General features: G+C 57.2%; 18 protein-coding genes. 12 read left to right on the plus strand and 6 right to left on the minus strand.

What is annotated here, in order from left to right; genetic code table 11:
- Positions 1 to 8 precede the first annotated feature (8 nt).
- The 4 genes from L103DPR2_RS13205 to L103DPR2_RS13215 all read right to left on the minus strand — a co-directional run bounded on the left by L103DPR2_RS13205 (position 9) and on the right by L103DPR2_RS13215 (position 3,905).
- On the minus strand, positions 9 to 992 hold the full coding sequence (locus L103DPR2_RS13205; RefSeq protein ID WP_055361510.1) for a Bug family tripartite tricarboxylate transporter substrate binding protein: 984 nt from the start codon (positions 990 to 992) through the stop codon (positions 9 to 11).
- A 120-nt stretch (positions 993 to 1,112) separates the two neighbouring features.
- Positions 1,113 to 2,504 (minus strand): FAD/NAD(P)-dependent oxidoreductase, encoded by a 1,392-nt coding sequence (locus tag L103DPR2_RS13210; protein ID WP_055361512.1) that lies wholly within the window; start codon positions 2,502 to 2,504, stop codon positions 1,113 to 1,115.
- Entirely contained in the window at positions 2,501 to 2,821 is a 321-nt protein-coding gene (locus tag L103DPR2_RS14265) for a (2Fe-2S)-binding protein (RefSeq protein ID WP_308411487.1), read from the minus strand. Before L103DPR2_RS14265 ends, L103DPR2_RS13210 begins: the two co-directional genes overlap by 4 nt.
- A complete protein-coding gene (locus L103DPR2_RS13215; protein ID WP_055361514.1) occupies positions 2,745 to 3,905 on the minus strand; it encodes an NAD(P)/FAD-dependent oxidoreductase in 1,161 nt (386 codons plus the stop codon). Before L103DPR2_RS13215 ends, L103DPR2_RS14265 begins: the two co-directional genes overlap by 77 nt.
- Positions 3,906 to 4,258: 353 nt before the next feature.
- On the opposite strand from L103DPR2_RS13215, the gene L103DPR2_RS13225 reads away from it, so the two are divergent.
- Complete coding sequence (locus tag L103DPR2_RS13225; protein WP_231717650.1) at positions 4,259 to 5,179, plus strand: LysR substrate-binding domain-containing protein; 921 nt, start codon at positions 4,259 to 4,261, stop codon at positions 5,177 to 5,179.
- 846 nt (positions 5,180 to 6,025) lie between these two features.
- Here the strand turns inward: L103DPR2_RS13225 and L103DPR2_RS13230 are convergent.
- Entirely contained in the window at positions 6,026 to 7,231 is a 1,206-nt protein-coding gene (locus L103DPR2_RS13230; RefSeq protein ID WP_055361518.1) for an NAD(P)H-dependent flavin oxidoreductase, read from the minus strand.
- Between the two features lie 29 nt (positions 7,232 to 7,260).
- A complete protein-coding gene (gene ytfE / locus L103DPR2_RS13235) occupies positions 7,261 to 7,938 on the minus strand; it encodes an iron-sulfur cluster repair protein YtfE (RefSeq protein WP_055361519.1) in 678 nt (225 codons plus the stop codon).
- 162 nt (positions 7,939 to 8,100) lie between these two features.
- Here ytfE and L103DPR2_RS13240 point away from each other — a divergent pair, with 162 nt between their 5' ends.
- The 11 genes from L103DPR2_RS13240 (at position 8,101) to narI (ending at position 24,965) form a co-directional block, all read left to right on the plus strand.
- Positions 8,101 to 9,387, plus strand: coding sequence for an acyl-CoA dehydrogenase family protein (locus tag L103DPR2_RS13240; protein ID WP_055361521.1), 1,287 nt, complete (start codon positions 8,101 to 8,103; stop codon positions 9,385 to 9,387).
- A gap of 37 nt (positions 9,388 to 9,424) precedes the next feature.
- Complete coding sequence (locus L103DPR2_RS13245) at positions 9,425 to 11,905, plus strand: adenosylcobalamin-dependent ribonucleoside-diphosphate reductase (RefSeq protein WP_055361522.1); 2,481 nt, start codon at positions 9,425 to 9,427, stop codon at positions 11,903 to 11,905.
- A gap of 112 nt (positions 11,906 to 12,017) precedes the next feature.
- On the plus strand, positions 12,018 to 12,491 hold the full coding sequence (locus L103DPR2_RS13250) for an RrF2 family transcriptional regulator (RefSeq protein WP_055361524.1): 474 nt from the start codon (positions 12,018 to 12,020) through the stop codon (positions 12,489 to 12,491).
- The gene (locus L103DPR2_RS13255) at positions 12,488 to 14,398 is read left to right on the plus strand and encodes a type IV pili methyl-accepting chemotaxis transducer N-terminal domain-containing protein (protein ID WP_055361525.1); all 1,911 of its coding nucleotides are present in this window, start codon (positions 12,488 to 12,490) and stop codon (positions 14,396 to 14,398) included. Before L103DPR2_RS13250 ends, L103DPR2_RS13255 begins: the two co-directional genes overlap by 4 nt.
- Positions 14,395 to 15,075, plus strand: coding sequence for a response regulator (locus tag L103DPR2_RS13260; RefSeq protein WP_055361527.1), 681 nt, complete (start codon positions 14,395 to 14,397; stop codon positions 15,073 to 15,075). The genes L103DPR2_RS13255 and L103DPR2_RS13260 overlap by 4 nt, the downstream gene beginning before the upstream one ends.
- Before the next feature lie 141 nt (positions 15,076 to 15,216).
- Entirely contained in the window at positions 15,217 to 16,494 is a 1,278-nt protein-coding gene (locus L103DPR2_RS13265) for an MFS transporter (protein ID WP_055361529.1), read from the plus strand.
- Positions 16,495 to 16,515: 21 nt separating this feature from the next.
- On the plus strand, positions 16,516 to 18,156 hold the full coding sequence (locus L103DPR2_RS13270; protein ID WP_055361530.1) for an MFS transporter: 1,641 nt from the start codon (positions 16,516 to 16,518) through the stop codon (positions 18,154 to 18,156).
- Positions 18,157 to 18,215: 59 nt separating this feature from the next.
- On the plus strand, positions 18,216 to 22,010 hold the full coding sequence (locus L103DPR2_RS13275) for a nitrate reductase subunit alpha (RefSeq protein ID WP_055361531.1): 3,795 nt from the start codon (positions 18,216 to 18,218) through the stop codon (positions 22,008 to 22,010).
- A 12-nt stretch (positions 22,011 to 22,022) separates the two neighbouring features.
- Positions 22,023 to 23,555 carry a nitrate reductase subunit beta gene (gene narH / locus L103DPR2_RS13280; protein ID WP_055361532.1) on the plus strand — a complete coding sequence of 511 codons (1,533 nt, stop codon included), beginning with the start codon at positions 22,023 to 22,025 and terminating at the stop codon, positions 23,553 to 23,555.
- Between the two features lie 13 nt (positions 23,556 to 23,568).
- Positions 23,569 to 24,249 (plus strand): nitrate reductase molybdenum cofactor assembly chaperone, encoded by a 681-nt coding sequence (narJ, locus tag L103DPR2_RS13285; RefSeq protein WP_055361533.1) that lies wholly within the window; start codon positions 23,569 to 23,571, stop codon positions 24,247 to 24,249.
- Positions 24,246 to 24,965 (plus strand): respiratory nitrate reductase subunit gamma, encoded by a 720-nt coding sequence (gene narI / locus L103DPR2_RS13290; protein ID WP_055361534.1) that lies wholly within the window; start codon positions 24,246 to 24,248, stop codon positions 24,963 to 24,965. Before narJ ends, narI begins: the two co-directional genes overlap by 4 nt.
- The last annotated feature ends 21 nt before the right edge of the window (positions 24,966 to 24,986 follow it).

A 24,986-nucleotide genomic window follows, 5' to 3' on the forward strand; every position in this document is an offset into this window, starting at 1 on the left:
TGCCTGCATCAGTCTGCTGTGATGTTGTTTTGACGGACAACGGCTCCCCAGCGCGCGTTTTCCGACTGGACCAGGCGGTCGAAGTTTTCCATAGTCGTCGGGTCGACATCGCACCCGATATCGGCAAGCTGTTTGATGACCTTCGGGTCCTTCACTGCGGCAGTGAACTCCTCATGGATCTTCTTGGCAATGGCAGGCGGCAGCTTCGCAGGCGCCATCACGCCAATCCAGGTCGTGAGCTCGGCGGCAGGAATGCCGGCTTCGGCCATCGTCGGCACGTTGGGCAACAGGGGCGAGCGCTTGGGGCTGGTGATGGCGAGCGCACGAATCTTGCCGGACTGCACATGGGTGGCCATCGTGGCGAAGTTGCCGATCATCATTTGGATCTGGCCGCCAATCAGGTCCATCTCCGATGCCGGAACGCTCTTGTAGGGCACGTGGGTGATCTTGATGCCCGCGCTCGAGCGGAAAAGCTCCGTCGCCACATGCAGGGCTGATCCGTTACCGGAGGAACCATAGTTCAACTCGGTGGGCCGGGCCTTGGCGCGGGCGACCAGTTCGGACACCGAGTTCACCGGCAGGCTCTGCGTCACCCCCAGGAGGTAAGGGCTGGTGCACAGCTTGGCGATGTTGGTGAAATCTTCTGCGGGTTTGTAGGGAAGGCGGGGAAGCACATGGGTGGACATCACGTAGGTCGACATGGTCGCCTGACCCAAGGTGTAACCGTCCGGTGTGGCTTTCGCCGTCGCGTCATTGGCGATCGTCCCGGTGGCCCCCGGACGGTTATCGATGACGATCGGCTGTCCCCAGCGCGCGCTCACCGCATTGGCAACGATGCGGGCGGTGGCATCGGCCGCGCCGCCCGCAGCCCCCGGGATGATCCATCGGACGGGCTTTTCAGGGTACGCCGCGTGCACCGTCTGGAGCGTACCGGCGAAGCAAAGTGCCAGCAAGGCGCTCTTAAGTCGCATGGTCGAGATGTTCAGTCGCATAAATATTTCCTTTACGAATGGTGAGGGACAAGCCCCTCTTGTCTTGATACCCGCCCTGAAGCCTTGGGCCTGTGCAGCAGGCCCTCACTGAGACGACCACGTGGTTTGCCGTGTTCATGCCTATTGCTCGTCGATGTTCAACGTTGCCAGTTCCGCAAGCGTCACCGGCTTGAGCGGCGGCCGGATGCGATAAAACCCCACCTCGGCGACCGTTCGGCCTTGCTCCTGGGCAAGGATGTGCGCGACGGTGTAGCCGCATTGACGGCCTTGGCAGGGTCCCATGCCCGCACGGGTATATGCCTTAAGCTGGTTCGGACCGGGCTGACCGATGGCAGCGGCTTTGCGGATGTCGCCGGCCGTTAGTTCCTCGCACCGGCAGACGATGGTGTCGTCGGTTGGCGTGGCGATGTTTGCGCGCGGTGGGTACAGGGCGTCCAGCATGGGGCGCAGTCGCAATAACTTCTTCAGTTTTTCGCGAAGGGGGGCCGCTTGCACCGACGCTGCCTCTCCCGACAGGCGGCCAGCTCGCTGAGCTACTCCAAGCGCCACCAGCTCCCCGCGTACACAGGCTGCATAGGCGCCGCCAATCCCGGCGCCGTCGCCAGCCACGTAAATGCCTGGCTTGTCGGTTTGCCCCCATTCGTCGAGAACCGGCGCCAGACACGCCTGCTGCGAGCTCCACTCGTGGGCACACCCGAGCGCCTGCGTCATGTGAATCGAAGGCACGACGCCTTCATGGGACAGAAGCAAGCTGGCCGGCACGCGCATGGTTTTGCCATTGGCCTGGATGTATTCAATCTCCTGCAGGCGATCCTGGCCCAGGGCACGGACAGCCGTGACGCCGCGCACGCGCTTGACTCCGGCGGCTTGAATTTCCCGCATCCAGGCCAACCCCTTGAGGAGGTCCTTAGAGCTGGCCATGGCCGCACCGATCCAGGGCAACGCACGGCGCCAGCCGCCAGCGGGCGACGTATCCAACCACCCGGCGATCTTGCCGCCAGCTCGGACCAATTGAGCCATGTAAAGCAGGGGTAGTGGCCCGCTGCCAACGACCCAGACGGGCTCCGAGGGGATTTGTCGCGATGTCTTGAGCAGAATCTGGGCCGATCCGACGGTCATGACACCAGGCAAAGTCCAACCCGGGAATGGCGCGGGTCGCTCCTGCGCGCCCATTGTCAAGATCACGTGGCCGGCGGCCACCGATTCCGCCTGACCGCTGCGGGTCATGTAGACCTTCCATTCGGGCTCAACCTGCCAAACCCTGGTCTCAGGCTCATAGCTGGCGCCACAGGATCGAAAGCGCGAGGTGAGATCAGCACCGGCAAGGTACTCCTTGCCCAACAGGGCGCCAGTTGTTGTCGGTGCCACCGCCTCCACTGCACGCCAGATCTGCCCGCCAGGCGTCGGCTGCTCGTCCACGACCAGAACGGACAGGCCCTGAGCCCGCAGTCCAATCGCTGCGCTCATTCCGGCCGGGCCCGCGCCCACCACCACCGCATTAAAGGATCTCATGACGCCACCTTCGGCCGGCCGAGTTGACGCTCAACGCACATGCCTTCGGCGACCGGGACCAGACAGGTCTGGGTTGACGACGCACCGTCGACGATTGCCAGGCAGTCGAAGCACACGCCCATCATGCAAAACGGTGCACGCGAACTGCCGTGAACGGGCGTGTGGCGGCAGCTGGGATCCGCCTGACGCATCATCACGGATGCCACCGTTTCACCGCGCTCGGCAGTGACTGACTTCCCATCAATGGAGAGCGTCAGCGGTGGTGTGCTGGGGGGACTGATTTTTCGAAACATTGAATCGCTCGAGAGGAAAGGCATTGAGAGTCTGGAGATGACGGCCGCTGGCCAGTGCCTGCGCGTAGGGGCCAGCGTGGAATGACGCGAGCGTCACCCCAGAGTGGCAAGTTGCGATCTCCGCGCCTGGGTACATCTGGGAGCTGGCATAGACGGGGTACCCATCCGGCGTCATCACTCGCAGGCAGGACCATTGGCGCACCAGGCGCGCTTTGCCCAATTCAGGGAGGATGCGAAGTGCTTTTCGGGTCATCCTCACAGCTGCGGCGGAAGTGGTACTTAGGTCATACCCCACGTCCTCCTGAGTCACGCCGATCATCACTGTGCCCTCGCCGGTTTGACGCAGCCCGCTTGCGGGTACAGGCAGGACAGGCGCCAGGCGCTCGGTCACGAGGATCTGTCCTCGCTCGGGATGCAAGGGGACGTCCAGTCCGATCATTCTCCCGAGCGCCACCGACCCAAGGCCGGCAGCGATCACGACACGTTCGGCTCGGGCCGTTTGCTCACTGGTCTTAACCTCAAAGCCGCCGCCTGCCAAGGGCTTGATCGAGGTCACAGGGTGCCCGTTGCGCACCATGCCGCCCCGGCGCTGGAAGGCGGCTTGGAGCGCAGCCAGGAGTCGAAGCGGGTTCGCCTGACCGTCCTGCTCCCCCAGGCTCGCGCCCACGACGTCAGGGCCGAGTCGCATCGTGGGGTAACGACGCGCCAGTTCGCTGCGATCAAGAATCCGCACGGAGGGGGCCAGTTCTGGCGTCTCAGCTTCCCAAGCATCCAGCATCTTGGCGCGAGCAGACAACTCGTCGTCGCTCAGGCAGAACTTCAGACCGGAGCCGGTTTGGTAGTCAAGTGAAATTCCCGTCTCTGCCTCCAGTCCCGCAGCAAACTCCGGCCATGCATCAGCTGCCGCCGCCGACAGCCGGTGGTACTCGGGGTAGCGGTAACCCTTTCCTTGGACCCAGACCAAGCCGAAGTTGGCCTTTGCCGCCCGGTAGTCCCTGTCGGCCCCATCGAGCATCAAGACCCGCTTGTCGTACCCGGCCAGGCCGTATGCAATGGCGGCGCCCACGATTCCGGCGCCCGCAACGATCACGTCGTATTCACGCTGCATGTTCAAAGACCTTTCTTCTTCGGGGCGATGCGCAGGCTGCGCGCGGTCCCCGCAGTGCCAGAACCACCAGGGTTCAGCAGCGCCGTCAAGTGGATCGCCTGGGGTGAATGGAAATGAGGGTTCATTGACCGAGAGGTGAGTTGCGATGGCTGCGAACCGTCTGACGTTTGCTTCAACATAGCCTTCATCATAAGCAAGATCACCTCAGGTCGCCAGGGTAAAAACCATAGTCAATGTTTTTATGCAATACCTCTTTGCTTCGATGCTAAATCATTGTTTTTATTTAACATTTTATCTAGAAAATGTCATTAAAATAGCATCTTGAAATAAAACCATGTCTAAATACTATGAGCATGAAAATCACGCTGCGCCACTTGGAGGCTTTTCGGGCGGTCATGGTGCGCAGGACCGTCACCGGTGCCGCCGAGATGCTTGGGGTGACTCAACCCGTCGTCACCCGCCTGATTGCCGACCTGGAGCAGCGCATCGCGATTGCGCTGTTTACCCGAGACAAGGGACGCCTCGCTCCAACGCCAGAGGCCACACTGCTTTTTGCCGACGTCAATCAGTCATTGATGGGGATCGAGCGGATCGCGAATGCGGCAAGCGGCATCAAGGCACTGAAGCTGGGCCACCTGGAGATCGCCGCGGCCCCCAACATGGCCTTGTCCTTCCTGCCACGCGCCATCGCCAGCTTCAGCCTGGAGCGTCCAGAGACCTTAATCACAATGCACATGCATAGCTCTTCAACCGTTCTGGATATGGTCCAGAGCGGACGCTGCCATCTGGGATTCGCCATGGTGCCCGTTCATGCGACGAGGCATGGCAATAGTGAGACCCTTGTTTCGGCCAAGATGGTTGGAGTGATTCCTGTCGGGCATCGACTGGCGACCCGCAAGGTCCTGAACCCGGAAGATTTCGAGGGAGAAAGCTTCATCTCCATGGCGCCGCTGATGGAGACACGCATGAAGATCGACTCCTTGATGCTTTCCTACGGCGTGAACAGAAGGATCAATGTCGAAACGCAAATCTCGTCAGTCGTGATCCGATTAGTCGAAGCGGGCGCAGGAATTTCTATCATCGATCCGCTGACGGCCACTGGCTACACCGGTGACCAGGTCAGGTTCATCCCCTTCAAGCCAGATATCGTGACCGATTACTCGATGGTCATCTCACCGAGAAACTCCTCGACCCTGGTTCTCAAGCCTTTCATCGACCACGCGCGGCGTGAGATCCGCAAGATGGTGCCCACGCATCTGATCGTCCGAGGTTGACGAGCCGCACTTCGTGCAATTGCGTGATTTCCAGCTTGCTGAGAGCGGCTTGGCCGTCCGGTCTTCAGGTGCTTTCTCTGGTTGACTACAGCGCGTACCGCTGCACAACGTTCATTGCGAAGACATACCGATTTACGGTCGGGAGGGGGCAGGTCAAACGGGCGAGACCATCAACAAAGTCAGCGACGACATCAGCATTTCCTCGAACGGGACCACTTACACGAGAACTGGCTCCACGGTGGTCGGTAGCGATGGGAGCTTGTTTACCAGTATGGGAGGTTCAACGAGTTCCGACGGCAGCTTCCGCATGGGAGACTTTGCGACCGGTAGAGGCGCCACTTTCGAAGATGACGACTCGAAATGGTGACTTGAACGGATTCGGAATCCTGCGGACAAATGAGGGTGAGACCTAAACAGGTCCAGACTTCCGCAACTATCCGCAGGACTTGGATGCGTCAGGTAAGGTTTAGCAGGCCTACACTTGCACGGAATTGAACCCGGGTCCGCAGCCACCACCATATGCAACGTGAGAAAGCACTCTCTCACTTTTTGAAGAACCCCGCTGAGGCCCAGTCTCTGCGGGGTTTCGCCGTTTTTAGATGTTGTCTTCGCCCTAAAGCGCCCACCTGAAAAGCACCTTGTGGGCCTATTTTTACTCTCCATTCTCCAAAACTTATGGACTTGAGAGAAGTCAGTCTACAAGTCTGAAGTCATAAAAATCAACAACTTACGGTCTCCCGAAAAGTGCCATTCTTTTTGATGCCGCGCCTAGGAGAATTGAACAATAAAAACAACTCTTCGCGTCTGGGTGCAGGAAGATGCTGGCTTGGTGGGTGTTTAAGCAGATTAAATCGCAGTGTTTGTCATAACAGGTGTAAGCAAAAAATTTATCAAGTCGGAAACTCTTTTAATTTTTTCGCCAAATGGAAGTGATCCTGCACCTCTGAAGAAAAGCCCCTTTTTCATATCTCCTTCCAATGCGTGACTCAATTGCTGATCAATGCAAAACTGACCGATGTTTGAATCGCCATCACGCAAGCCGCAATGCTGTAAGCAGTCAAACGACATATTGCATTTGTTTTTTTGATGAGCTCTTTCTTGAAGAATTGGCAATATACGCAAATACTTATCTAGCCACGGAGTCCGAACCGCTCGAGCGGGTAGTCCTGCAACACTTACAAATTCAACAATGTCCTGGGGTCTAGCTTGAGCCAAAATTTCCTTAAAGACCTGTGAGGCATCGCACTCTACAGTGACTGCAAACGCCGTTCCCAGTTGAACGCCGTTTGCGCCGATTCTCTGAAGACGCAAAATCTCAGCGTGACTATTAATGCCGCCAGCAGCGATTAGTGGTATCTGCTTTTCTATGCCTGAAACTTTGAAAAATTCAAGAATTTGAGGAATAGCAACGTCGAATTCAAAACGTGAATCGCGAAGATCGGCTACCTTTGCTGCCCCTAAATGACCGCCTGCTAGTCTGGGATTTTCAATAATGATTGCATCAGGTAAACGTCCTTTTTTTTCCCATTTCCGAACAAGAAGTTGAACACCTCGTGCATCAGAAAGAATCGGGATTAGTGCAATTTCTGGGTGATCTTTTGTTAGCTCTGGTAGATCTAATGGCAGACCTGCGCCAACAACCAGCGCATTAGCCCCACTTTCGATAGATTGCTTGATGTAGACCTCATAGGCACTTAGCGCTTTCATGATGTTGACGGCTATCCAGCCTTGGCCGTTCGAATTTAACTTGGCAGTTTTAATTTCGCGGTCAAGCCCTTCAAGGTTTGCAGCATCAATTTGAGCCCGAGCATCGGGCTCTTTATCCAAATGGCCGGTTCTCATCATCAAATCAGCATGACGGCGACGTAAGTCGACTGAGGAAATAGTACCCATGCCACCTAATTTAGCTACGGCTGAAGATAGGCCGGAAGCTGAAACACCAACGCCCATGCCTCCTTGAACTATTGGTAATAGCGTTTTACCCTTGATTTTTAGTGGCTTTAGACCTGCAGCTTCAGTTTGAGTTAACCAATAGGTTGCGTCAGAGGTCATAAGAATTCTCCTTAAGATGTTGAGTCTTCTTAATGGCTTTGCGATGCATTTGGTTCAAACTGCGGAAACAGGAGATTGTTTTCAGTATGAATGTGTTCTATAAGATCTTCAGTCAAGCGCGCAGTTCCAGCATAGAGTGCTTGCCATGTGTTGCATGCGCCGATTGGTGGTTGATGGTTAGACGTTAAATTGGCTAGTTTTTCGAGCTGCGCTCCGTGACTCACATGTTCGTGCCTCATCATGCCGATTGGGTGCACCACCATAGGGTTGAATTCTTGTTTGAGCATCGGAAACAGGATTTGCTCTTCTTTGGCCATGTGGTCCAGCAGTTCTTGCTCCATGGTTTCCAGGTGGTCGGCTAGTCCTTGAGGTACTGAGGGATGGTCGCGGTGAACGGCCTCGACGCGGCGCGCCATTCGGATTAGCTCGGGCAGTTGTTGGCGGTGTACCTCGTGGTAGCGCTGCAGGATATGGTCTATCAGCACAACGGGCGTGGGGGTCTTAGGCAGTTCGGTCTTATGCTGCAGCGACTGAATGGCTTGCAGCACCTGCTCAGTATCTAGCCCTTTGTCGGCACAAGCTTTGGCAAGGGGCTGTTGTCCGCCGCAGCAAAAGTCGAGTTTGAGCTTGAGAAAAATGGCGGTCGCACCAGGAATTTGGACAGCGATAGAGCCAATGCTTTGTTGGGACTGGATGGTTAAGGTCATAGTGCTTCCTTTAAAGATTCATTCGATGTGAATCTATTATGCGTTAAGATTCATTTGATTTGAATATTTACCATGATGAGCTTCAGGTCTTTGCCGTGCCATGCGCTGGTATCTGGACGCTAAATGAAGCCAGCTGCTGTTGGATATGTCTGGAGATTTGATATGGATTTTTCGCCATCGCCCCGAGCACGCCAGTGGCACGCACGCCTACAGGCCTTCATAGACCGCTATTTGTTGCCTTACAACGCAGCTTGGCATCAGTGCGTGAAAGACGATGTGTTTCCACCCCCATTTATCGACGACCTGAAAGCGCTGGCAAAAGAAGAAGGCTTGTGGAACATGTTTCTGCCGGACCTGAAGGCAAGCGAGCCTGGCACGGGCCTAAGCCACTTAGACTATGCTCCGCTGGCGGAAACTATGGGCCGTTTGCCTTGGGCTGCCGAGGTATTCAATTGCAACGCGCCCGACAGCGGCAATATGGAACTGCTGCACCGCTTTGCAAGTGATGCCCAAAAGCAAACCTGGCTCGCGCCCTTATTGCGCGGCGAGATCCGCTCTGCCTTTGCCATGTCCGAGCCAGATGTGGCTTCGTCTGACCCGACCAACCTGCAAACCACAATGCGCTCTGATGGCAACGACTGGGTTTTAAATGGCCGCAAATGGTTCATCACCGGTGCCGCGCATCCTCGCTGCCAACTACTGATCGTGATGTGCCGAAATGGAAATGCAGCTGAGCAGACTGCGCACCAGCAACACAGCATGGTGCTGGTGCCACTAAATACCCCTGGCGTCCAGGTAGTTCGCAACATCCCGGTGGTGCACCACCGAGCTCCCGAAGGTCACTGCGAAATCGTGTTCCGCCAAGTGCGTGTGCCCAAAGACCATTTGCTGGGCGCATGGGGGCAGGGCTTTGCTATGGCGCAAGCTCGGCTGGGTACCGGGCGGGTGCACCACTGCATGCGCACCATCGGTCAGTGCGAGCTAGCGTTGGAGCTGTCCAGCGAACGCGCGCTGGAGCGCAGTGCCTTTGGCAAGCATTTATCTGATCAATCCAATGTGCAGGACTGGTTGGCCGAGTCCCGGCTGGAGATTGATCAGGCGCGGCTATTGGTACTCAAGACCGCTTGGATGCTGGATTTTGGTAAGGCGCCTGCTTCCGAAATGCGAGCCCAAGTGTCGGCGATCAAGGTCGTGGCGGCACGGTTGCAAACTCGTGTGGTCGACCGCGCCATGCAGGTCTTTGGGGCAATGGGCTTGTCGCCCGACACGCCGCTGGCGTATTTCTGGACATGGGGCCGCGCCATGCATCTGATGGACGGCCCCGATGAAGTCCATTTGCGTACCGTAGCTCGGCACGAGCTGCAAAAAGCGCGTCAGCGCATGGGGCAAACCGCTGCCTACTTCACCACCCCCGAACAAATGTGCGCACAGCCTCACTTGTCAGCATGATGCATCGATACAGACCCTTTTTTGAAGGAGAACCTAAATGAATCACCCCGCAGAAGCCTCTCAATTGTCTGGTGCATTGCCGTTTTTATCTCCCCAGCCTATCAGCACCGACGTACTGAAGGAAAAGTACCTCAAGCACGGTGAAACTACCATCAACGAGATCTATGACCGCGTGGCCCGTGCCTTGGCCAGCGTTGAAAAACCTGAGCTGCAAGCCGAATACGAGGCCCGATTTCGTTGCAACCTGGAGGCGGGCGCCATTGGTGCGGGTCGCATCATGAACGCGGCGGGTGCAGGTATCCAGGCCACGTTGATCAACTGCTTTGTACAGCCGGTGGGCGACTGCATCCAGGGTGTGGACAACGACGGCTACCCGGGCATTTACGAAGCATTGCGCGAAGCAGCTGAAACCATGCGACGAGGCGGCGGCGTGGGCTACGACTTCTCGCGTATCCGCCCCAAGGGTGCATGCGTCAAAGGCACGGCATCCATCGCATCCGGCCCCTGCAGCTACATCAATGTGTTCGATCAGTCTTGTGCTACGGTCGAAAGCGCTGGTGCGCGGCGTGGTGCGCAAATGGGCGTACTGCGCATCGACCACCCCGATGTGCTCGAATTCATCACTGCCAAGCGCACGCCAGGCCGTTGGAACAACTTCAATGTCTCCGTGGGTGTGACCGATGCTTTCATCAGCGCTGTCCAACGAGGCACCGACTGGTCGCTCGTGCACCCGTCTGAGCCGGGGGCCGAGCAGATCCAGCAAGGCGCCCATGCCCGAGCCGATGGCCAATGGGTTTACCGTAGGGTGCCCGCCCGAGAGCTGTGGGACACCATCATGACATCGGCCTACGACTTTGCCGAACCCGGTATCTTGTTTCTAGATCGCATCCAGACTGACAACAACCTGCGTGCGGTCGAGTCAATCAACGCGACCAATCCCTGCGGCGAGCAACCCCTGCCGCCCTACGGCTGCTGCGATCTGGGCCCAATCATCCTACCGAAGTTTGTGCGCCATGCCTTCAACCATGGTGGAGAGGCCAACTTTGACTTTGAAGGGTTTGCACAAAGCGTGGCACTGCAGGTCCGTGCGCTCGACAATGTGCTGGAGCTGACGCACTGGCCGCTTCCCCAGCAACAGCAAGAGGCGCAGGCCAAGCGCCGTATTGGCGTGGGCTTTACAGGGCTGGGCGATGCGCTTGTGATGATGGGTCTGCCCTACAACTTGATCGAAGGCCGCAACATGGCCCGTCGCATTGCCGAGTGCATGCGTGATGCGGCCTATACCGCATCAGTTGCGCTGGCGAAAGAGAAGGGCGCTTTTCCTCTGTTGGATGTTCATACTTACCTAGCTGAAGGCACCTTTGCCAGCCGCTTACCCGACGCCATCAAGGCCCAGATTCAACAGCACGGTTTGCGCAACAGCCACCTGCTGTCGATCGCGCCCACTGGCACCGTGAGCTTGGCATTTGCCGACAACGCATCCAATGGTATCGAACCTGCCTTCAGTTGGAACTACACCCGGAAAAAGCGAGAAGCCGACGGCACTTTTAGCGAATACGAAGTGCAGGACCATGCTTTCCGACTGTATAAGGCCCTAGGTGGTGACGCGTCTAAGCTGCCACCAGCCTTTGTGGGCGCGTTAGAAATGAGCGCGCAAGACCACATCGCAATGATGCAGGCAGTGCAGCCTTACATCGACACCTCAATTTCCAAGACGGTTAACGTTGCCGCTGACTACCCCTACGAGGACTTTAAAAACTTGTACATGCAGGCATGGAGCGCTCGCCTCAAAGGTCTGGCCACCTACCGGCCCAACAGCATTCTGGGAGCAGTGTTAGAAGTTAAAACTGGAGAATCCGCTGTAGCAGTTCCCCACAGCTCTGCTACGTTCGCAACCTCCGCCACTATGGTGGATCCGATGCGCGCAGTCATCGAAAGCCGACCGCTTGGAGCGCTCGATGCCGTGGCCGAAAAAATTGAATACTGGACCAACGAAGGCGCAAAGTCGCTTTACTTGATTGTGTCTTTCCTCCCACTGTCGGGCTGTGAAGGCAGGGGCACAGTGGAACGAGCCATTGAATTTTTCATGCCTGTGGGCCAAAGCGGCGAATCGCAGCAGTGGATCACGTCCAGCATGCGATTACTCTCACTAGCGGCGCGAGGAGGCTTTCTGGAGCGCGCTCTGTCTGATATGCGAAAAGTGGCCTGGGATCGTGGACCAGTGCGCTGCGGCTCCAAAGTGCGCGAAGACGGATCCAGTATGCCTCTATGGCACGACTCCGAAGTCGCCGCCATTGCATGGTCCATTCAAAACATTTTGGACCTGCGATCCCATCGTCAGCACAATACCAAAGAGCAGATGCTTCCATTGGATGAAATTAAAAATCCCCCAGCTGCCGCTTCAGCCAGCGTGGCGTTGGCCGGAAAAAAATGCGCCGACTGCGGTGCGCATGCCGTTATTAAGAAAGACGGTTGCGACTACTGTACGGCGTGCGGGTTTGTTGGGGCTTGTGGGTGATGCTGAGAGTTGCCAGCATGAGCAAATTCATGCATTGGCGGATCGTTGCTTATAAAAGGCATTCATAATGCACATTTAAGGCTGACGCCTCTAAAACCAAGACTTCACAACCATGCGACTGACCCAATGGACCGATTACAGTTTGCGCGTACTAATGTATTGCGCGCAATGTGAGTCGCTGCAGACAGTGGCGACCATACAAACCATTGCTGATCAGCACGACATCTCCAAAAGCCACCTTACTAAGATTGTTATGACGCTGGCGGCCGATGGTTATTTGCTGACAAGTCGGGGGCGGGGCGGAGGCATTCGGCTAGGGCGACCTGCGTCGCAGATCGTGCTGGGTGAGGTGGTGCGCAAGACCGAAACCGACTTTCAGATGGTTGAGTGCTTTGGTGATGTGCCCAGCAGTTGCGCATTGATGCCTGCCTGCTATTTGAAACAAATTTTGGCCGAAGCGCTGGATGCGTTTTGGGCCAAACTTGATGGGGTCACTTTGGCTGATTTGATGAACACCACACAAGAGCGATTGCTCGGTTTTCAAACACTTACGTTTCAGCCCAAAGCGGTCAGAGTCAAAGCATGAAACACACTGCCTCCCTGTCGGCCAAGTTGGTGCGTATAGGCGCGGGATTGTTGGTTGTCGTGCTGATCTCGATTGGCCTGACCCTATGGGTGACTTGGAAGCTCAGCGGCGGAGCGGCTGCTTTGAACGAGGCTGGGCGCATGCGAATGCAAACATGGCGTCTGACTAGTGAGGTGCAGGCGCAGTTGCCAGTCACTGAAATTGAAAAGTTGACTCGTGAATTTGACCGGAGCATGCTGGTGCTCAAAAACGGCGATGCAACGCGACCCCTTTTTGTGCCTTGGAACGATGTCGTTCATCGGCGCTACAGCGAAGTGGAGGACTTGTGGCACAACCAGAAAAGCCTGTTCATGTCTCAACCTTCGCTGAACCATGCCAGTTTGGTGCAACACGCTAACACTTTTTTGGGGGCAATTGACAGCTTCGTCTTGTCCATCGAAGACCAGATGACTGGGTTGACGGCAATTCTCAATCTCTTCCAGTTCGTAATGATGGCACTGGCCATTGGCGGCGCAGTCATTATGCTGTACACAGGTTATATGTATGTGATCAATCCGTTGAGCCATTTGCGCGATGGGTTGCACAAGATTGAGTCGGCTAAATTTTCGGTACGAGTCGATGTGTCCTCGAACGACGAATTTGGTCAGGTGGCCTCAAGTTTTAACCGTATGGCGGCTACTTTGCAGTCTTTGTACGGCAATTTGGAAGGCCAGGTAGCTGCCAAGACGCAGCGTATTGTGGCGCAAAAGGAGCGACTTGAAGCGTTGTATGCCGTGAGCGTCTTTCTGGCGCAGACCAATGACTTGACCGAGTTGACCCAGGGCTTTGTGCAAAGGGTGCGTCGGATGATGCGAGCCGATGCGATGGCTCTGCGATGGTCGGGCGAAGATCCCAGCAAATCGCTATTGTTGGCGTCCGACGAATTTCCAGAACTCATGCAGGAAGAGGAGAAATGTCTGATGACGGGGGCTTGCGCCTGCGGTCAGCCTCAGTCGGATGCCCGCACGCGTGTGATCCCGATCATGAACAGCGATGTGGCTCCCTTGCAACACTGCTCGCGCATGGGCTATGTTGGCATGATCTCTGTGCCTGTACGCATGCATAACAAGGTACTGGGGGAGATCAATTTGTTCTACAAAAGTCAGGTCAGCCTGCCTGCCGAAGAGTTGGAATTGATGGACACACTGGCTAGTCACCTCGCCACAGCGGTCGAGGGCTTGCGCGCAGTGGTGTTAGACCGGGAGGCGGCCATATCGGGTGAGCGTGCTTTGTTGGCCCGCGAGTTACACGACTCAATTGCTCAGTCTCTGGTGTTTCTCAAGATTCAAGTGCAGCTATTGCGCACCGCTATGGCTAAAAAAGATGCCGACAAAACAACAATGATCTTGGGGGAGATCGACAGCGGACTCAAGGACAGCATTGCCGATGTGCGAGAGTTGCTGGTGCATTTTCGCACCCGAGCCCAGGCCGATGACATTGACCTAGCCGTGCGTGAGACCTTGCAAAAGTTCCAACACCAAACCGGCCTTAAGGTTAGCCGCAGGGTGATCGGAGAGAGCTTGCCCTTACCACAGGATGTGCAGATCCATGTGCTACACGTTTTGCAAGAGGCGTTGTCCAACGTTCGCAAACATGCAGGTGCTAGAGGAGTCGAGATCGAAATCCACAAAGGCGAGAGCTGGCGCTTTGTGGTCCGCGATGACGGCGCAGGTTTTGACGAAGGTGGTCAGCAGAGTGAGCTGCAGGTGGGCCTGAAAATTATGCGCGAGCGCGCCCAGCAGATTGGCGCAAAGGTGACCGTGGATTCAGCCATAGGACAAGGCACGGTGGTCACCTTGCAGGTGCCAACGCTCCAACCGTCTCCATCTAAAACCAAACCGACAGAGATCCTGTCCTCTTTAGGATGATCGAACCTATTGAGCTTTTGGTGGTCGATGACCACACCTTGTTCCGCCGGGGGCTGATGGCCCTGTTATCGCAGGACGAGCGCTTTCGCATAGTGGGAGAGGCAGGTGATGTGGGTGAGGCCTTGCGTGTGCTGGCCACAACACGGCCACATATGTTGCTGTTGGACAACCACCTGCCTGGTGTAAAGGGGGTGGATGCCATTGGATCGCTTAAAGAGTTGGCCCCTGATTTGCGCATCCTGATGCTCACCGTAAGCGAAGATGAGGACGATTTGTCCCGAGCCCTGCACAACGGGGCCGATGGTTATTTACTCAAAACCTCCGAATCGGATCAACTGTGCGAGGCACTGGTCAAGGTGCATGAAGGTCATTCGGTCATCAGTCCGACCATGCTGAACAAACTGGTGTCTGGATTGCGCCAGCCTGCTGTTACGCCTCTGGCACCTGAAAACATTCCCATCTCGGAAGACCCTTTGCAGTTGCTACACATGCTCTCGCCTCGCGAAAAAGATATCTTTATCTTGGTGGCTCAAAGCCTGAGCAACAAGCAAATTGCCCGTGATCTGGACATTGCCGAAACCACTGTGAAGATCCACATTCAGCACATCTTCAAAAAGATGATGCTGAATTCCCGGGTTCAGATCGCGATTTTCGCGGCAACAAACGGAATTGTTTGATATTCGTCAATTTTCATAGTTCCAAAGGAGGATGAAGGTCAGCTCTTCATCCTCCTTTTGCTTGAGGGTAGATAACCTTCAGATGGATACCCAAGGCTTGCTCAAAAAACCACACTCAACGCATGAGTTTGGAGAATACAAATGGCAAGTAATCTGGTTCAACAGCGCAAAGCATGGTCGGTGCTGATTGTCAGCACCCTGGCATTCACGGTTTGCTTCATGGTGTGGATGATGTTTGGTGTGATCGGCGTGCCGATCAAAAAAATGCTGAACCTGAATACCACGCAATTCGGCTTGTTGATGGCTATGCCAGTGTTGACTGGCTCGTTGGTTAGGGTGCCGCTGGGCATCTGGACCGACCGTTATGGCGGACGCATCGTCATGACGTTGCTGATGGCTTTAACGGTGCCGGCGATCTGGCTCATGTCTTACGCCACATCTTATTGGCATTTTTTGGTGATCGGCTTGTTTGTAGGTCTTGCGGGTGGATCGTTTTCAGTGGGTACGCCTTACGTGGCGCGCTGGTTTTCCAAAAATAAACAGGGCATGGCCATGGGGGTTTACGGCGCAGGCAACTCGGGCTCAGCCGTCAATAAATTTGTGGCTCCGTTGATCCTGGTGGCATTTGGCTGGACGGCCGTGCCACAGGTGTATGCGGCCATCATGGCGATCACGGTGGTGCTGTTCTGGTTGTTCAGCCATAGCGATCCGACGCACCTGGTGCAAAGTCAAGTGTCATTAAAGGACCAGATCAAGTCGCTCAAAGACCCCCGCGTACTCAAGTACTGCCAGTACTACAGCATCGTGTTTGGTGGCTACGTGGCGCTTGCTTTGTGGATGGTGCAGTACTACATCGGTGAATACAGTCTAGATATCCGCGTGGCGGCTTTGCTGGCAGCTTGCTTCTCTCTGCCCGGTGGCGTGCTGCGCGCCGTGGGTGGGGTGCTCAGCGACAAATACGGAGCGCACAACGTCACATGGTGGGTGATGTGGGTCAGCTGGATCTGCCTCTTCCTTCTGTCCTATCCGCAAACTGAATTCACTATCGCCACCGTGACTGGGCCGCAAACCTTCGTCATTGGCCTGAACGTCTATACCTTCACAGTTTTACTGTTCATCCTGGGTATAGCGTTTGCCTTCGGCAAGGCGAGCGTTTTCAAGTACATCGCCAATGACTACTCCGGCAACATTGGCGCCATCAGTGGCATCGTTGGCTTAGCTGGTGGCCTGGGTGGCTTTGTCTTACCTATCTTGTTTGGTGCGCTGGTGGACCTGACCGGCGTGCGCAGCAGCGCCTTCATGCTGATGTACGGCGTGGTCTGGGTCTCTCTCATCTGGATGTACTGGACCGAAGTGCGCCAGACCGACGTCATGGGGCCAAGGGAATTGATCGCTGCACCAGCCGAGCAGCGCACCTAAACCTTTTAAAGGAACTACAGCATGAACACATCTTCTAAGCAAACCGCAGGAAGCTCAACCGATATTGACGACTGGCGTCCCGAAGACGAAAAATTTTGGGAAAACACCGGCAAGCGCATCGCCTACCGCAACCTCTGGATCTCAGTGCCTGCTCTCTTATGCGGCTTCGCCATCTGGGGCATGTGGGGCATCATCACCGTGCAGATGCTAAACCTGGGCTTCCCGTTCAGTCAAGCCGAGCTGTTCAGCCTCACGGCCATCTCGGGCCTAGCGGGCGCGACCATGCGCATTCCCGCTTCGTTTTTGATTCGCTTGTCCGGTGGGCGTAACACCATTTTCTTGACAACCGCCATGCTGCTGGCTCCAGCCGTAGGCACGGGCATTGCCTTGCAGCACCCCGAGTGGCCCTTGTGGGTTTTCCAGCTCATGGCCTTGTGGTCGGGCGTGGGCGGCGGCAACTTCGCGAGCTCCATGTCCAACATTGGCACTTTTTTCCCTAAGCGTCTGCAGGGCACGGCGCTGGGGCTGAATGCGGGTTTGGGCAATTTTGGTGTGACTACCATGCAGATTGTGATTCCGCTGGTCATGACCGTGAGCCTGTTTGGTGACCTGGGCGGTGAACCCATGACGCTGGTGAAAGACAGCGGTTGGATTCTCGGCAAGATCACCGCAGGCACGACCACCTGGGTGCAAAACGCAGGCTTTGCCTGGGTACTGTCGCTGGTGCCTTTGTCGGTGATCTGCTTTTTCGGCATGAATAATCTGACCACCGTCTCGCCCAACATGGGCGGCACCATACCCGCCTTTTTGAAAATCATCTGGCTCTACACCTTGTCGTTCTTGCCTGCCGGGGTGGGCCTGTATTTGTACCTGCCCGCACCAAGCGGTTTGGGTATGCTCAACATGTGGCTGACCATGCCGCTCATCATCGTGAGCACATTGATGGTGATGAAGCTCACCGCCTTTGGAACCATGAAGGACAACATCGCGGCCCAGTTTTCGATTTTCAAGAACAAACACACCTGGGCCATGACGGTGCTCTACATTGTCACCTTCGGCAGCTTCATCGGCTTTTCGATGGCCTTGCCGCTGTCGATCACGGTGATCTTTGGCATCAGCCATGTGCCAGATGCCAGCGGCGTGCTGCAGCACACCCTCAAAAACCCCAACGCGCCTTCGGCCCTGACCTATGCCTGGATCGGCCCCTTTGTGGGCGCGCTGGTCCGGCCGATTGGCGGCTGGCTGTCGGATAAGACTGGCGGATCCATCGTCACGCAATGCATCTCGGCGGTGATGGTGGTGGCCTCGGGGGCGGTGGGTTATGTCATGTGGTTGGCCTACCAGTCGACCACGCCTGAGCAGTACTTTTTGATGTTCATGCTTCTGTTTGTTTTGTTGTTCACTGCCAGTGGCATTGGCAATGGCTCGACCTTTCGCAGCATCGCAGTGATTTTTGACCGCCAGCAAGCCGGCCCCGTGCTGGGCTGGACATCTGCGGTGGCTGCCTACGGCGCTTTCATCGCGCCCGTAGTGATTGGCCAGCAGATCAAGGCGGGCTCTCCCGAGGTGGCGATGTATGGCTTTGCCGTGTTTTACGCGCTGTGCCTTGGGCTCAACTGGTGGTTTTACCTGCGCGCCGGAGCGGAGATCCGCAACCCCTGAGCCCTGTCTGAAAGTTGTTGACAAGGGGCGCCAACCGCCCCGCTGAATTGGAGAAAAAGATGAGCCATTTTCTGGACCGACTGAATTACTTTTCAAACCCCAAAGAGCCTTTCTCGGGCGGGCACGGTGTGACCACCGACGAAGATCGCACTTGGGAAGACGCCTACCGCAACCGCTGGGCGCACGACAAGATTGTGCGAAGCACTCACGGTGTGAACTGTACTGGCTCGTGCTCTTGGAAAATCTATGTCAAGGGCGGCATCGTCACTTGGGAAACCCAGCAGACCGATTACCCGCGCACCCGCGCTGATTTGCCCAACCACGAGCCGCGCGGTTGTGCCCGTGGCGCTTCGTATTCTTGGTATTTATACAGCGCGAACCGTGTCAAGTACCCGATGATCCGCGCCCGTTTGCTGCAGCACTGGCGCGCCGCGCTGGCTGTAGCCAAGAGCCCGGTGGACGCCTGGGCCAGCATCGTGCAAAACGAAGACGCCCGCCGCGAGTGGCAGCAGCAGCGCGGCCTGGGCGGCTTTGTGCGCAGCACATGGGACGAAGTCAACCAACTTATTGCCAGTGCCAACGTCTATACCGCCAAACAATACGGCCCTGACCGCATCATCGGCTTTTCGCCCATTCCGGCCATGTCCATGGTCAGCTACGCCGCAGGCAGCCGTTACCTGTCGCTTATTGGCGGCGTGTGCATGAGCTTTTACGACTGGTATTGCGACTTGCCACCTGCCAGTCCGCAAGTCTGGGGCGAACAGACCGATGTGCCCGAGTCAGCAGATTGGTACAACTCGACTTACATCATCGCCTGGGGCTCCAACGTGCCGCAGACGCGCACGCCCGATGCCCACTTCTTTACCGAGGTACGCTACAAAGGGGCCAAGACCGTGGCCATCACGCCCGACTATGCCGAGATCAGCAAGCTTGCCGATTTGTGGATGCACCCCAAGCAGGGCACCGATGCAGCCATTGCTATGGCCATGGGCCATGTGATCCTGAAAGAGTTTTACTTCGACAAGCGCAGCGCCTACTTTGATGACTATGTGCGCCGCTACACCGACATGCCCAACCTGGTGCAGCTCGAAGAGCGCACCTTGCCCGATGGCCGCAAGGTCGCGGTGCCCGCCCGCTACCTGCGGGCTAGCGACTTCAACGGCAAGCTTGGCCAGGACAACAACCCCGAGTGGAAAACCGTGGCGCTGGACCAGAACGACCGCGTAGTCCTGCCTAATGGCTCCATTGGTTTCCGCTGGGGTGCTGAAGGCCGCAGTGACGCTGGCAAATGGAATCTCGATAACAAAGAGGCGCGAGGCGGCAACGAAGTCAAGCTCAAGCTGAGCCTGATGGAGGGTGAGGCAAGTGAGTACGAAGTGGGCGAGGTAGCGTTCCCGTATTTTGGCGGCATCGACACCCCCAACTTCAGTGCCAACAAACAAGCCAGCGCGGTGGACGATGTGCTGGTGCGGCATGTTCCGGTGCGACGCATCAAGCTGGGCAAGGCCGGTGAAGAGCGCTACGCCCTGGTGGCCACGGTGTTTGACCTGACGGCTGCCAACTACGGCGTAGCTCGAGGACTGCCCGGCGAAAACGCCGCCACCAGCTATGACCACGACACCCCCTACACCCCTGCCTGGCAGGAAAAGATCACCGGCGTGAAGCGCGACCAAGTGATCGCCGTAGCCCGCCAGTTTGCCGACAACGCCGACAAGACTCGTGGCAAGTCTATGGTCATCATCGGCGCGGCCATGAACCACTGGTACCACAGCGACATGAACTACCGCGGCATCATCAACATGCTGATGATGTGCGGTTGCATTGGCCAAAGCGGTGGCGGCTGGGCGCACTATGTGGGCCAGGAAAAGCTGCGTCCCCAGACCGGCTGGACCGCGCTGGCTTTTGCGCTGGACTGGGTGCGCCCACCTCGCCAGATGAACAGCACCAGCTTCTTTTATGCGCATACCGACCAGTGGCGCTACGAGCGGCTGGGCGTGGAGGAGATCCTCTCGCCGCTGGCTGACAAGTCCAAGTTTGGCGGCAGCATGATCGACTACAACGTGCGCGCCGAGCGCATGGGCTGGCTGCCCAGTGCGCCGCAGCTGCAGACCAACCCGATGCAGGTCGTCAAGGACGCACAGGCTCAGGGCATGGACCCCAAAGACTACGCGGTCAAGGCCTTGAAGGACGGCAGCCTCAAGATGAGCTGCGAAGACCCAGACCACCCGCTCAACTGGCCGCGCAACATGTTTGTTTGGCGTTCCAACATCCTGGGGTCTTCGGGCAAGGGGCACGAGTATTTCCTCAAGCATCTGCTGGGCACCTCCCACGGTGTGCAGGGCAAGGACCTGGGGGCCGAAGACGCCAAGCCGACCGAAGTGACTTGGCATGACAAAGCGCCCGAAGGCAAGCTGGACCTCTTGGTGACGCTGGACTTCCGCATGAGCACGACTTGCCTGTATTCGGACATCGTGCTGCCCACCGCCACTTGGTACGAGAAGAACGACCTCAACACCAGCGACATGCACCCCTTCATCCACCCGCTGTCCACCGCCGTGGACCCGGCCTGGCAAAGCAAGAGCGATTGGGAAATTTACAAAGGTTTCGCCAAAGCCTTCAGCGAAGTGTGTGTGGGCCATCTGGGCGTTGAAAAAGAGCTGATGCTCATGCCTTTGATGCACGACACTCCGGCCGAGCTGGCCCAGGCCTTTGATGTGAAAGAATGGAGTAAAGGCGAGTGCGAGCTGATTCCCGGTAAAACCGGGCCCCAAATCTCGGTGGTAGAGCGCGATTACCCCAACACCTACAAACGCTTCACGGCGCTGGGCCCTTTGATGGAAAAAGCGGGTAACGGTGGCAAGGGCATTGGCTGGAACACTACCGACGAAGTACACCAGCTTGGCGAGCTCAATGGCAAGGTCCGCGCGGAGGGCGTTACACAGGGCATGCCCAACATCAGCACCGATATCGATGCTTGCGAAGTGGTGCTGCAACTGGCCCCCGAGACCAACGGCCATGTGGCAGTCAAGGCATGGGAGGCGCTCAGCAAAATCACCGGGCGCGACCACACGCACCTGGCCTTGCACCGCGAAGACGAAAAAATCCGTTTCCGCGACATCCAAGCCCAGCCGCGCAAGATCATCAGTTCGCCCACCTGGTCGGGGCTGGAGAGTGAAAAGGTCTCCTACAACGCCGGTTACACCAATGTGCACGAGTACATCCCGTGGCGAACGCTCACCGGGCGTCAGCAGTTTTATCTAGACCACCCCTGGATGCAGGCATTTGGCGAAGGCATGACCAGTTACCGCCCACCCGTGGACCTGAAGACGGTGGACGAGATGATTGACCGCAGGCCCAACGGAAACAAGGAAATCTCGCTCAACTTCATCACGCCGCACCAAAAATGGGGCATCCACAGCACGTACAGCGACAACCTGCATATGCTCACGCTCAACCGGGGGGGGCCGGTGATTTGGCTCAGCGAAGACGATGCGAAAAACGCAGGCATTGTGGACAACGACTGGGTCGAACTGTTCAACAGCAACGGCGCGATTGCGGCCCGTGCCGTGGTCAGCCAGCGGGTCAATCCGGGCATGGTCATGATGTACCACGCGCAGGAAAAAACCATCAACACCCCCGGCTCGGAAATCACCGGTATTCGTGGCGGCATCCACAACTCGGTCACCCGCATCGTGACCAAGCCCACCCACATGATCGGCGGCTACGCCCAGTTCAGCTACGGCTTCAACTACTACGGAACCATTGGTACCAACCGCGATGAATTTGTCGTAGTGCGCAAGATGCGCAAGGTGGATTGGCTCGACGGTGAAGCCCCTGCCACTGTGCAGGCTTGAAGGAGAAAAAACATGAAAATTCGTGCACAAATTGCGATGGTGCTGAACCTAGACAAATGCATCGGTTGCCACACCTGCTCGGTCACCTGCAAAAACGTCTGGACCAGCCGACCCGGCGTGGAATACGCCTGGTTCAACAACGTGGAAACCAAGCCCGGCATTGGCTACCCCAAGGACTGGGAAAACCAGGATCGCTGGAACGGCGGCTGGACACGCAAGGCCGATGGTTCCATCGAGCCCAAGCAGGGCGGCAAATGGAAACTGCTCATGCGTATTTTTTCCAATCCGAACATGCCGCAGATTGACGATTACTACGAGCCCTTTACCTACGATTACGAACACCTGCAGGGTGCGCCCGAGTCCAAGGCCACGCCCACTGCGCGTCCGCGCAGCCTGATCACCGGCCAGCGCATGCAAAAGATCGAGTGGGGCCCTAACTGGGAAGAAATTCTGGGGGGCGAGTTCAGCAAGCGCAGCAAAGACGCCAACCTGGCCAATTTCGAGCAGGTGCAAAAAGACATGGTGGGTCAGTTTGAAAACACCTTCATGATGTATTTGCCTCGCCTTTGCGAGCACTGTCTGAACCCGGCGTGCGTTGCCTCGTGCCCCTCTGGCTCGATCTACAAGCGCGAGGACGACGGCATTGTGCTGATCGATCAGGACAAATGCCGTGGCTGGCGCATGTGCGTGAGCGGCTGCCCCTACAAGAAGATTTACTACAACTGGCAAAGCGGCAAGGCCGAGAAATGCATCTTCTGCTACCCGCGCATTGAAGCGGGTCAGCCCACGGTGTGCTCGGAAACCTGTGTGGGCCGCATCCGTTACCTGGGTGTGGTGCTGTATGACGCAGACCGCATCGCCGAAGCGGCCAGCACCGAAAACGAAAAAGACCTCTACCAGTCCCAGCTCGATATATTCCTGAACCCGAACGACCCCAAGGTGATCGAGCAGGCTAGGCTGGACGGCATTCCCGAGGCTTGGCTGGAGGGCGCACGCAACAGCCCGGTTTACAAAATGGCCATCGACTGGAAAGTGGCGCTGCCGCTGCACCCCGAGTACCGCACGCTGCCCATGGTCTGGTACGTGCCACCGCTATCGCCCATCACGGCGGCTGCCAACGCAGGCCATGTGGGCATGAACGGCGAGCTGCCCGATGTGTCGCAAATGCGCATTCCGGTGCAGTACCTGGCCAACCTGCTCACCGCCGGTGACACCGCACCTGTGACCCGCGCCTTGGAGCGCATGCTGGCCATGCGCACTTACCAGCGCAGCAAACATGTGGACGGCATAGACAACCTGGCGGTGCTGGAGCAAACCGGTCTGACGGTGGCTCAGGTCGAAGAGATGTACCACGTCATGGCGATTGCCAATTACGAAGACCGCTTTGTGATCCCCAGCTCGCACCGCGAATATGCCGAGAACACTTTTGACATGCGCGGCGGTTGCGGCTTCTCGTTTGGCAACGGTTGCTCGGACGGCCAGTCCGAAGCGAGTCTGTTCGGTGGCGACAAGCGCCGCACCATCCCCATCCAGCCTGTGGTCTGAAGCGAGGTTCCTCATGAAAAACAACCGATACACCTTGCGCGCGCTGTCGCAGCTCTTGTCTTACCCGGACGCTGCACAGCGCGCACAGCTGCCCCAGCTGATGCCGGTGCTGAAAGAAGAGGACGCTTTGAGCGCAGCACGTCAGGCAGAACTGCAAACCTTGGTCACGCACTTGCAGCGCTTAGACAGCTTGGACGCCGAGTCGCGCTATGTGGAGACCTTCGACCGGGGCCGCGCCACTTGCCTGCACCTGTTCGAGCATGTGCATGGCGACTCGCGCGACCGGGGTCCGGCCATGATCGACCTAACCAAGACCTATGAACAGTCGGGCCTGTTCCTGTCGCCGGACGAGCTGCCCGACCATTTGTGCGTGGTGCTCGAGTTCGCATCGACCCAGCCCCCCGAGGTGGCCAAGTCCTTTTTGGGCGAGATGGCGCACATCCTGAACGCCATCTTCAGCGCCTTGCTCAAACGCGAGAGCCCTTATGCGGTGGTTCTGGCGGCGGTGCTGGAGCTGGCCGGGCACAAGGCCCAGGCGGTGCAGATCGTCGCCGACGAGCCACTTGACGAGAGCTGGAGCGAGCCCGAAGCCTTTGACGGTTGCAGCACACGCGGCCAGGCTCGGCCGGGCGAGGCGCAGCCCGTTCACATCGTCAGAAAAACATCCACCCAAACTCGGGGAGTTGCAGCATGAGCTACTTGGACCACTTCATCTTTGGCGTTTATCCCTACATCGCGCTGAGCGTGTTTTTGCTTGGCAGCCTGATCCGTTTTGACCGTGACCAGTACAGCTGGAAGAGTGATTCTTCGCAGCTGCTGCGCAGAGGCCAGTTGCGCTGGGGAAGTAACCTGTTCCATGTGGGCGTTCTGTTCTTGTTTGGCGGGCACAGCGTGGGCATGCTCACGCCGCACTTTGTGTACGAGTCTTTCATGAGCGCGGGCTACAAGCAGCTGCTGGCAATGGTCTCGGGCGGTGTGTTTGGCGTGCTCGGCTTTGTGGGGGTCACGCTACTCTTGCACCGCCGTTTATCGGACGACCGCATCCGGGTCAACAGCAAAACCAGCGACATCGTGCTGCTGGTCTTGCTGTGGGCGCAGTTTGCGCTGGGCCTGGCTACCATCCCGCTGTCGGCCCAGCACTTGGACGGTAGCATGATGCTCAAGCTGGCCGAATGGGCGCAGCGCATCGTCACTTTCCGTGGCGGTGCAGTAGAGCTGCTGGCCGAAGCCAGCTGGATTTTCAAGGCCCACATGTTCTTGGGCATGAGCATCTTCTTTATCTTTCCGTTCACCCGGCTGGTGCACGTCTGGAGCGGTTTTGGCACGCTGGGTTATGTGGTGCGCCCATACCAAGTGGTGCGCAGCCGCCGCGTGGGCATGACGCCACGGTCCCCGTTTGGCCGTAGCTGATCGGACGTCCACATTTTTGAA

Source organism: Limnohabitans sp. 103DPR2 (genome assembly GCF_001412575.1).
GTDB lineage: Bacteria > Pseudomonadota > Gammaproteobacteria > Burkholderiales > Burkholderiaceae_C > Limnohabitans_A.

What these genes read in the sequence shown, in the direction of transcription:
- L103DPR2_RS13205 (WP_055361510.1), bottom strand. Translation starts at nt 992, where the DNA reads ATGCGACTGAACATCTCGACCATGCGACTTAAGAGCGCCTTGCTGGCA.
- L103DPR2_RS13210 (WP_055361512.1), bottom strand. Translation starts at nt 2,504, where the DNA reads ATGAGATCCTTTAATGCGGTGGTGGTGGGCGCGGGCCCGGCCGGAATG.
- L103DPR2_RS14265 (WP_308411487.1), bottom strand. Translation starts at nt 2,821, where the DNA reads ATGCCTTTCCTCTCGAGCGATTCAATGTTTCGAAAAATCAGTCCCCCC.
- L103DPR2_RS13215 (WP_055361514.1), bottom strand. Translation starts at nt 3,905, where the DNA reads ATGCAGCGTGAATACGACGTGATCGTTGCGGGCGCCGGAATCGTGGGC.
- L103DPR2_RS13225 (WP_231717650.1), top strand. Translation starts at nt 4,259, where the DNA reads ATGAAAATCACGCTGCGCCACTTGGAGGCTTTTCGGGCGGTCATGGTG.
- L103DPR2_RS13230 (WP_055361518.1), bottom strand. Translation starts at nt 7,231, where the DNA reads ATGACCTCTGACGCAACCTATTGGTTAACTCAAACTGAAGCTGCAGGT.
- ytfE (WP_055361519.1), bottom strand. Translation starts at nt 7,938, where the DNA reads ATGACCTTAACCATCCAGTCCCAACAAAGCATTGGCTCTATCGCTGTC.
- L103DPR2_RS13240 (WP_055361521.1), top strand. Translation starts at nt 8,101, where the DNA reads ATGGATTTTTCGCCATCGCCCCGAGCACGCCAGTGGCACGCACGCCTA.
- L103DPR2_RS13245 (WP_055361522.1), top strand. Translation starts at nt 9,425, where the DNA reads ATGAATCACCCCGCAGAAGCCTCTCAATTGTCTGGTGCATTGCCGTTT.
- L103DPR2_RS13250 (WP_055361524.1), top strand. Translation starts at nt 12,018, where the DNA reads ATGCGACTGACCCAATGGACCGATTACAGTTTGCGCGTACTAATGTAT.
- L103DPR2_RS13255 (WP_055361525.1), top strand. Translation starts at nt 12,488, where the DNA reads ATGAAACACACTGCCTCCCTGTCGGCCAAGTTGGTGCGTATAGGCGCG.
- L103DPR2_RS13260 (WP_055361527.1), top strand. Translation starts at nt 14,395, where the DNA reads ATGATCGAACCTATTGAGCTTTTGGTGGTCGATGACCACACCTTGTTC.
- L103DPR2_RS13265 (WP_055361529.1), top strand. Translation starts at nt 15,217, where the DNA reads ATGGCAAGTAATCTGGTTCAACAGCGCAAAGCATGGTCGGTGCTGATT.
- L103DPR2_RS13270 (WP_055361530.1), top strand. Translation starts at nt 16,516, where the DNA reads ATGAACACATCTTCTAAGCAAACCGCAGGAAGCTCAACCGATATTGAC.
- L103DPR2_RS13275 (WP_055361531.1), top strand. Translation starts at nt 18,216, where the DNA reads ATGAGCCATTTTCTGGACCGACTGAATTACTTTTCAAACCCCAAAGAG.
- narH (WP_055361532.1), top strand. Translation starts at nt 22,023, where the DNA reads ATGAAAATTCGTGCACAAATTGCGATGGTGCTGAACCTAGACAAATGC.
- narJ (WP_055361533.1), top strand. Translation starts at nt 23,569, where the DNA reads ATGAAAAACAACCGATACACCTTGCGCGCGCTGTCGCAGCTCTTGTCT.
- narI (WP_055361534.1), top strand. Translation starts at nt 24,246, where the DNA reads ATGAGCTACTTGGACCACTTCATCTTTGGCGTTTATCCCTACATCGCG.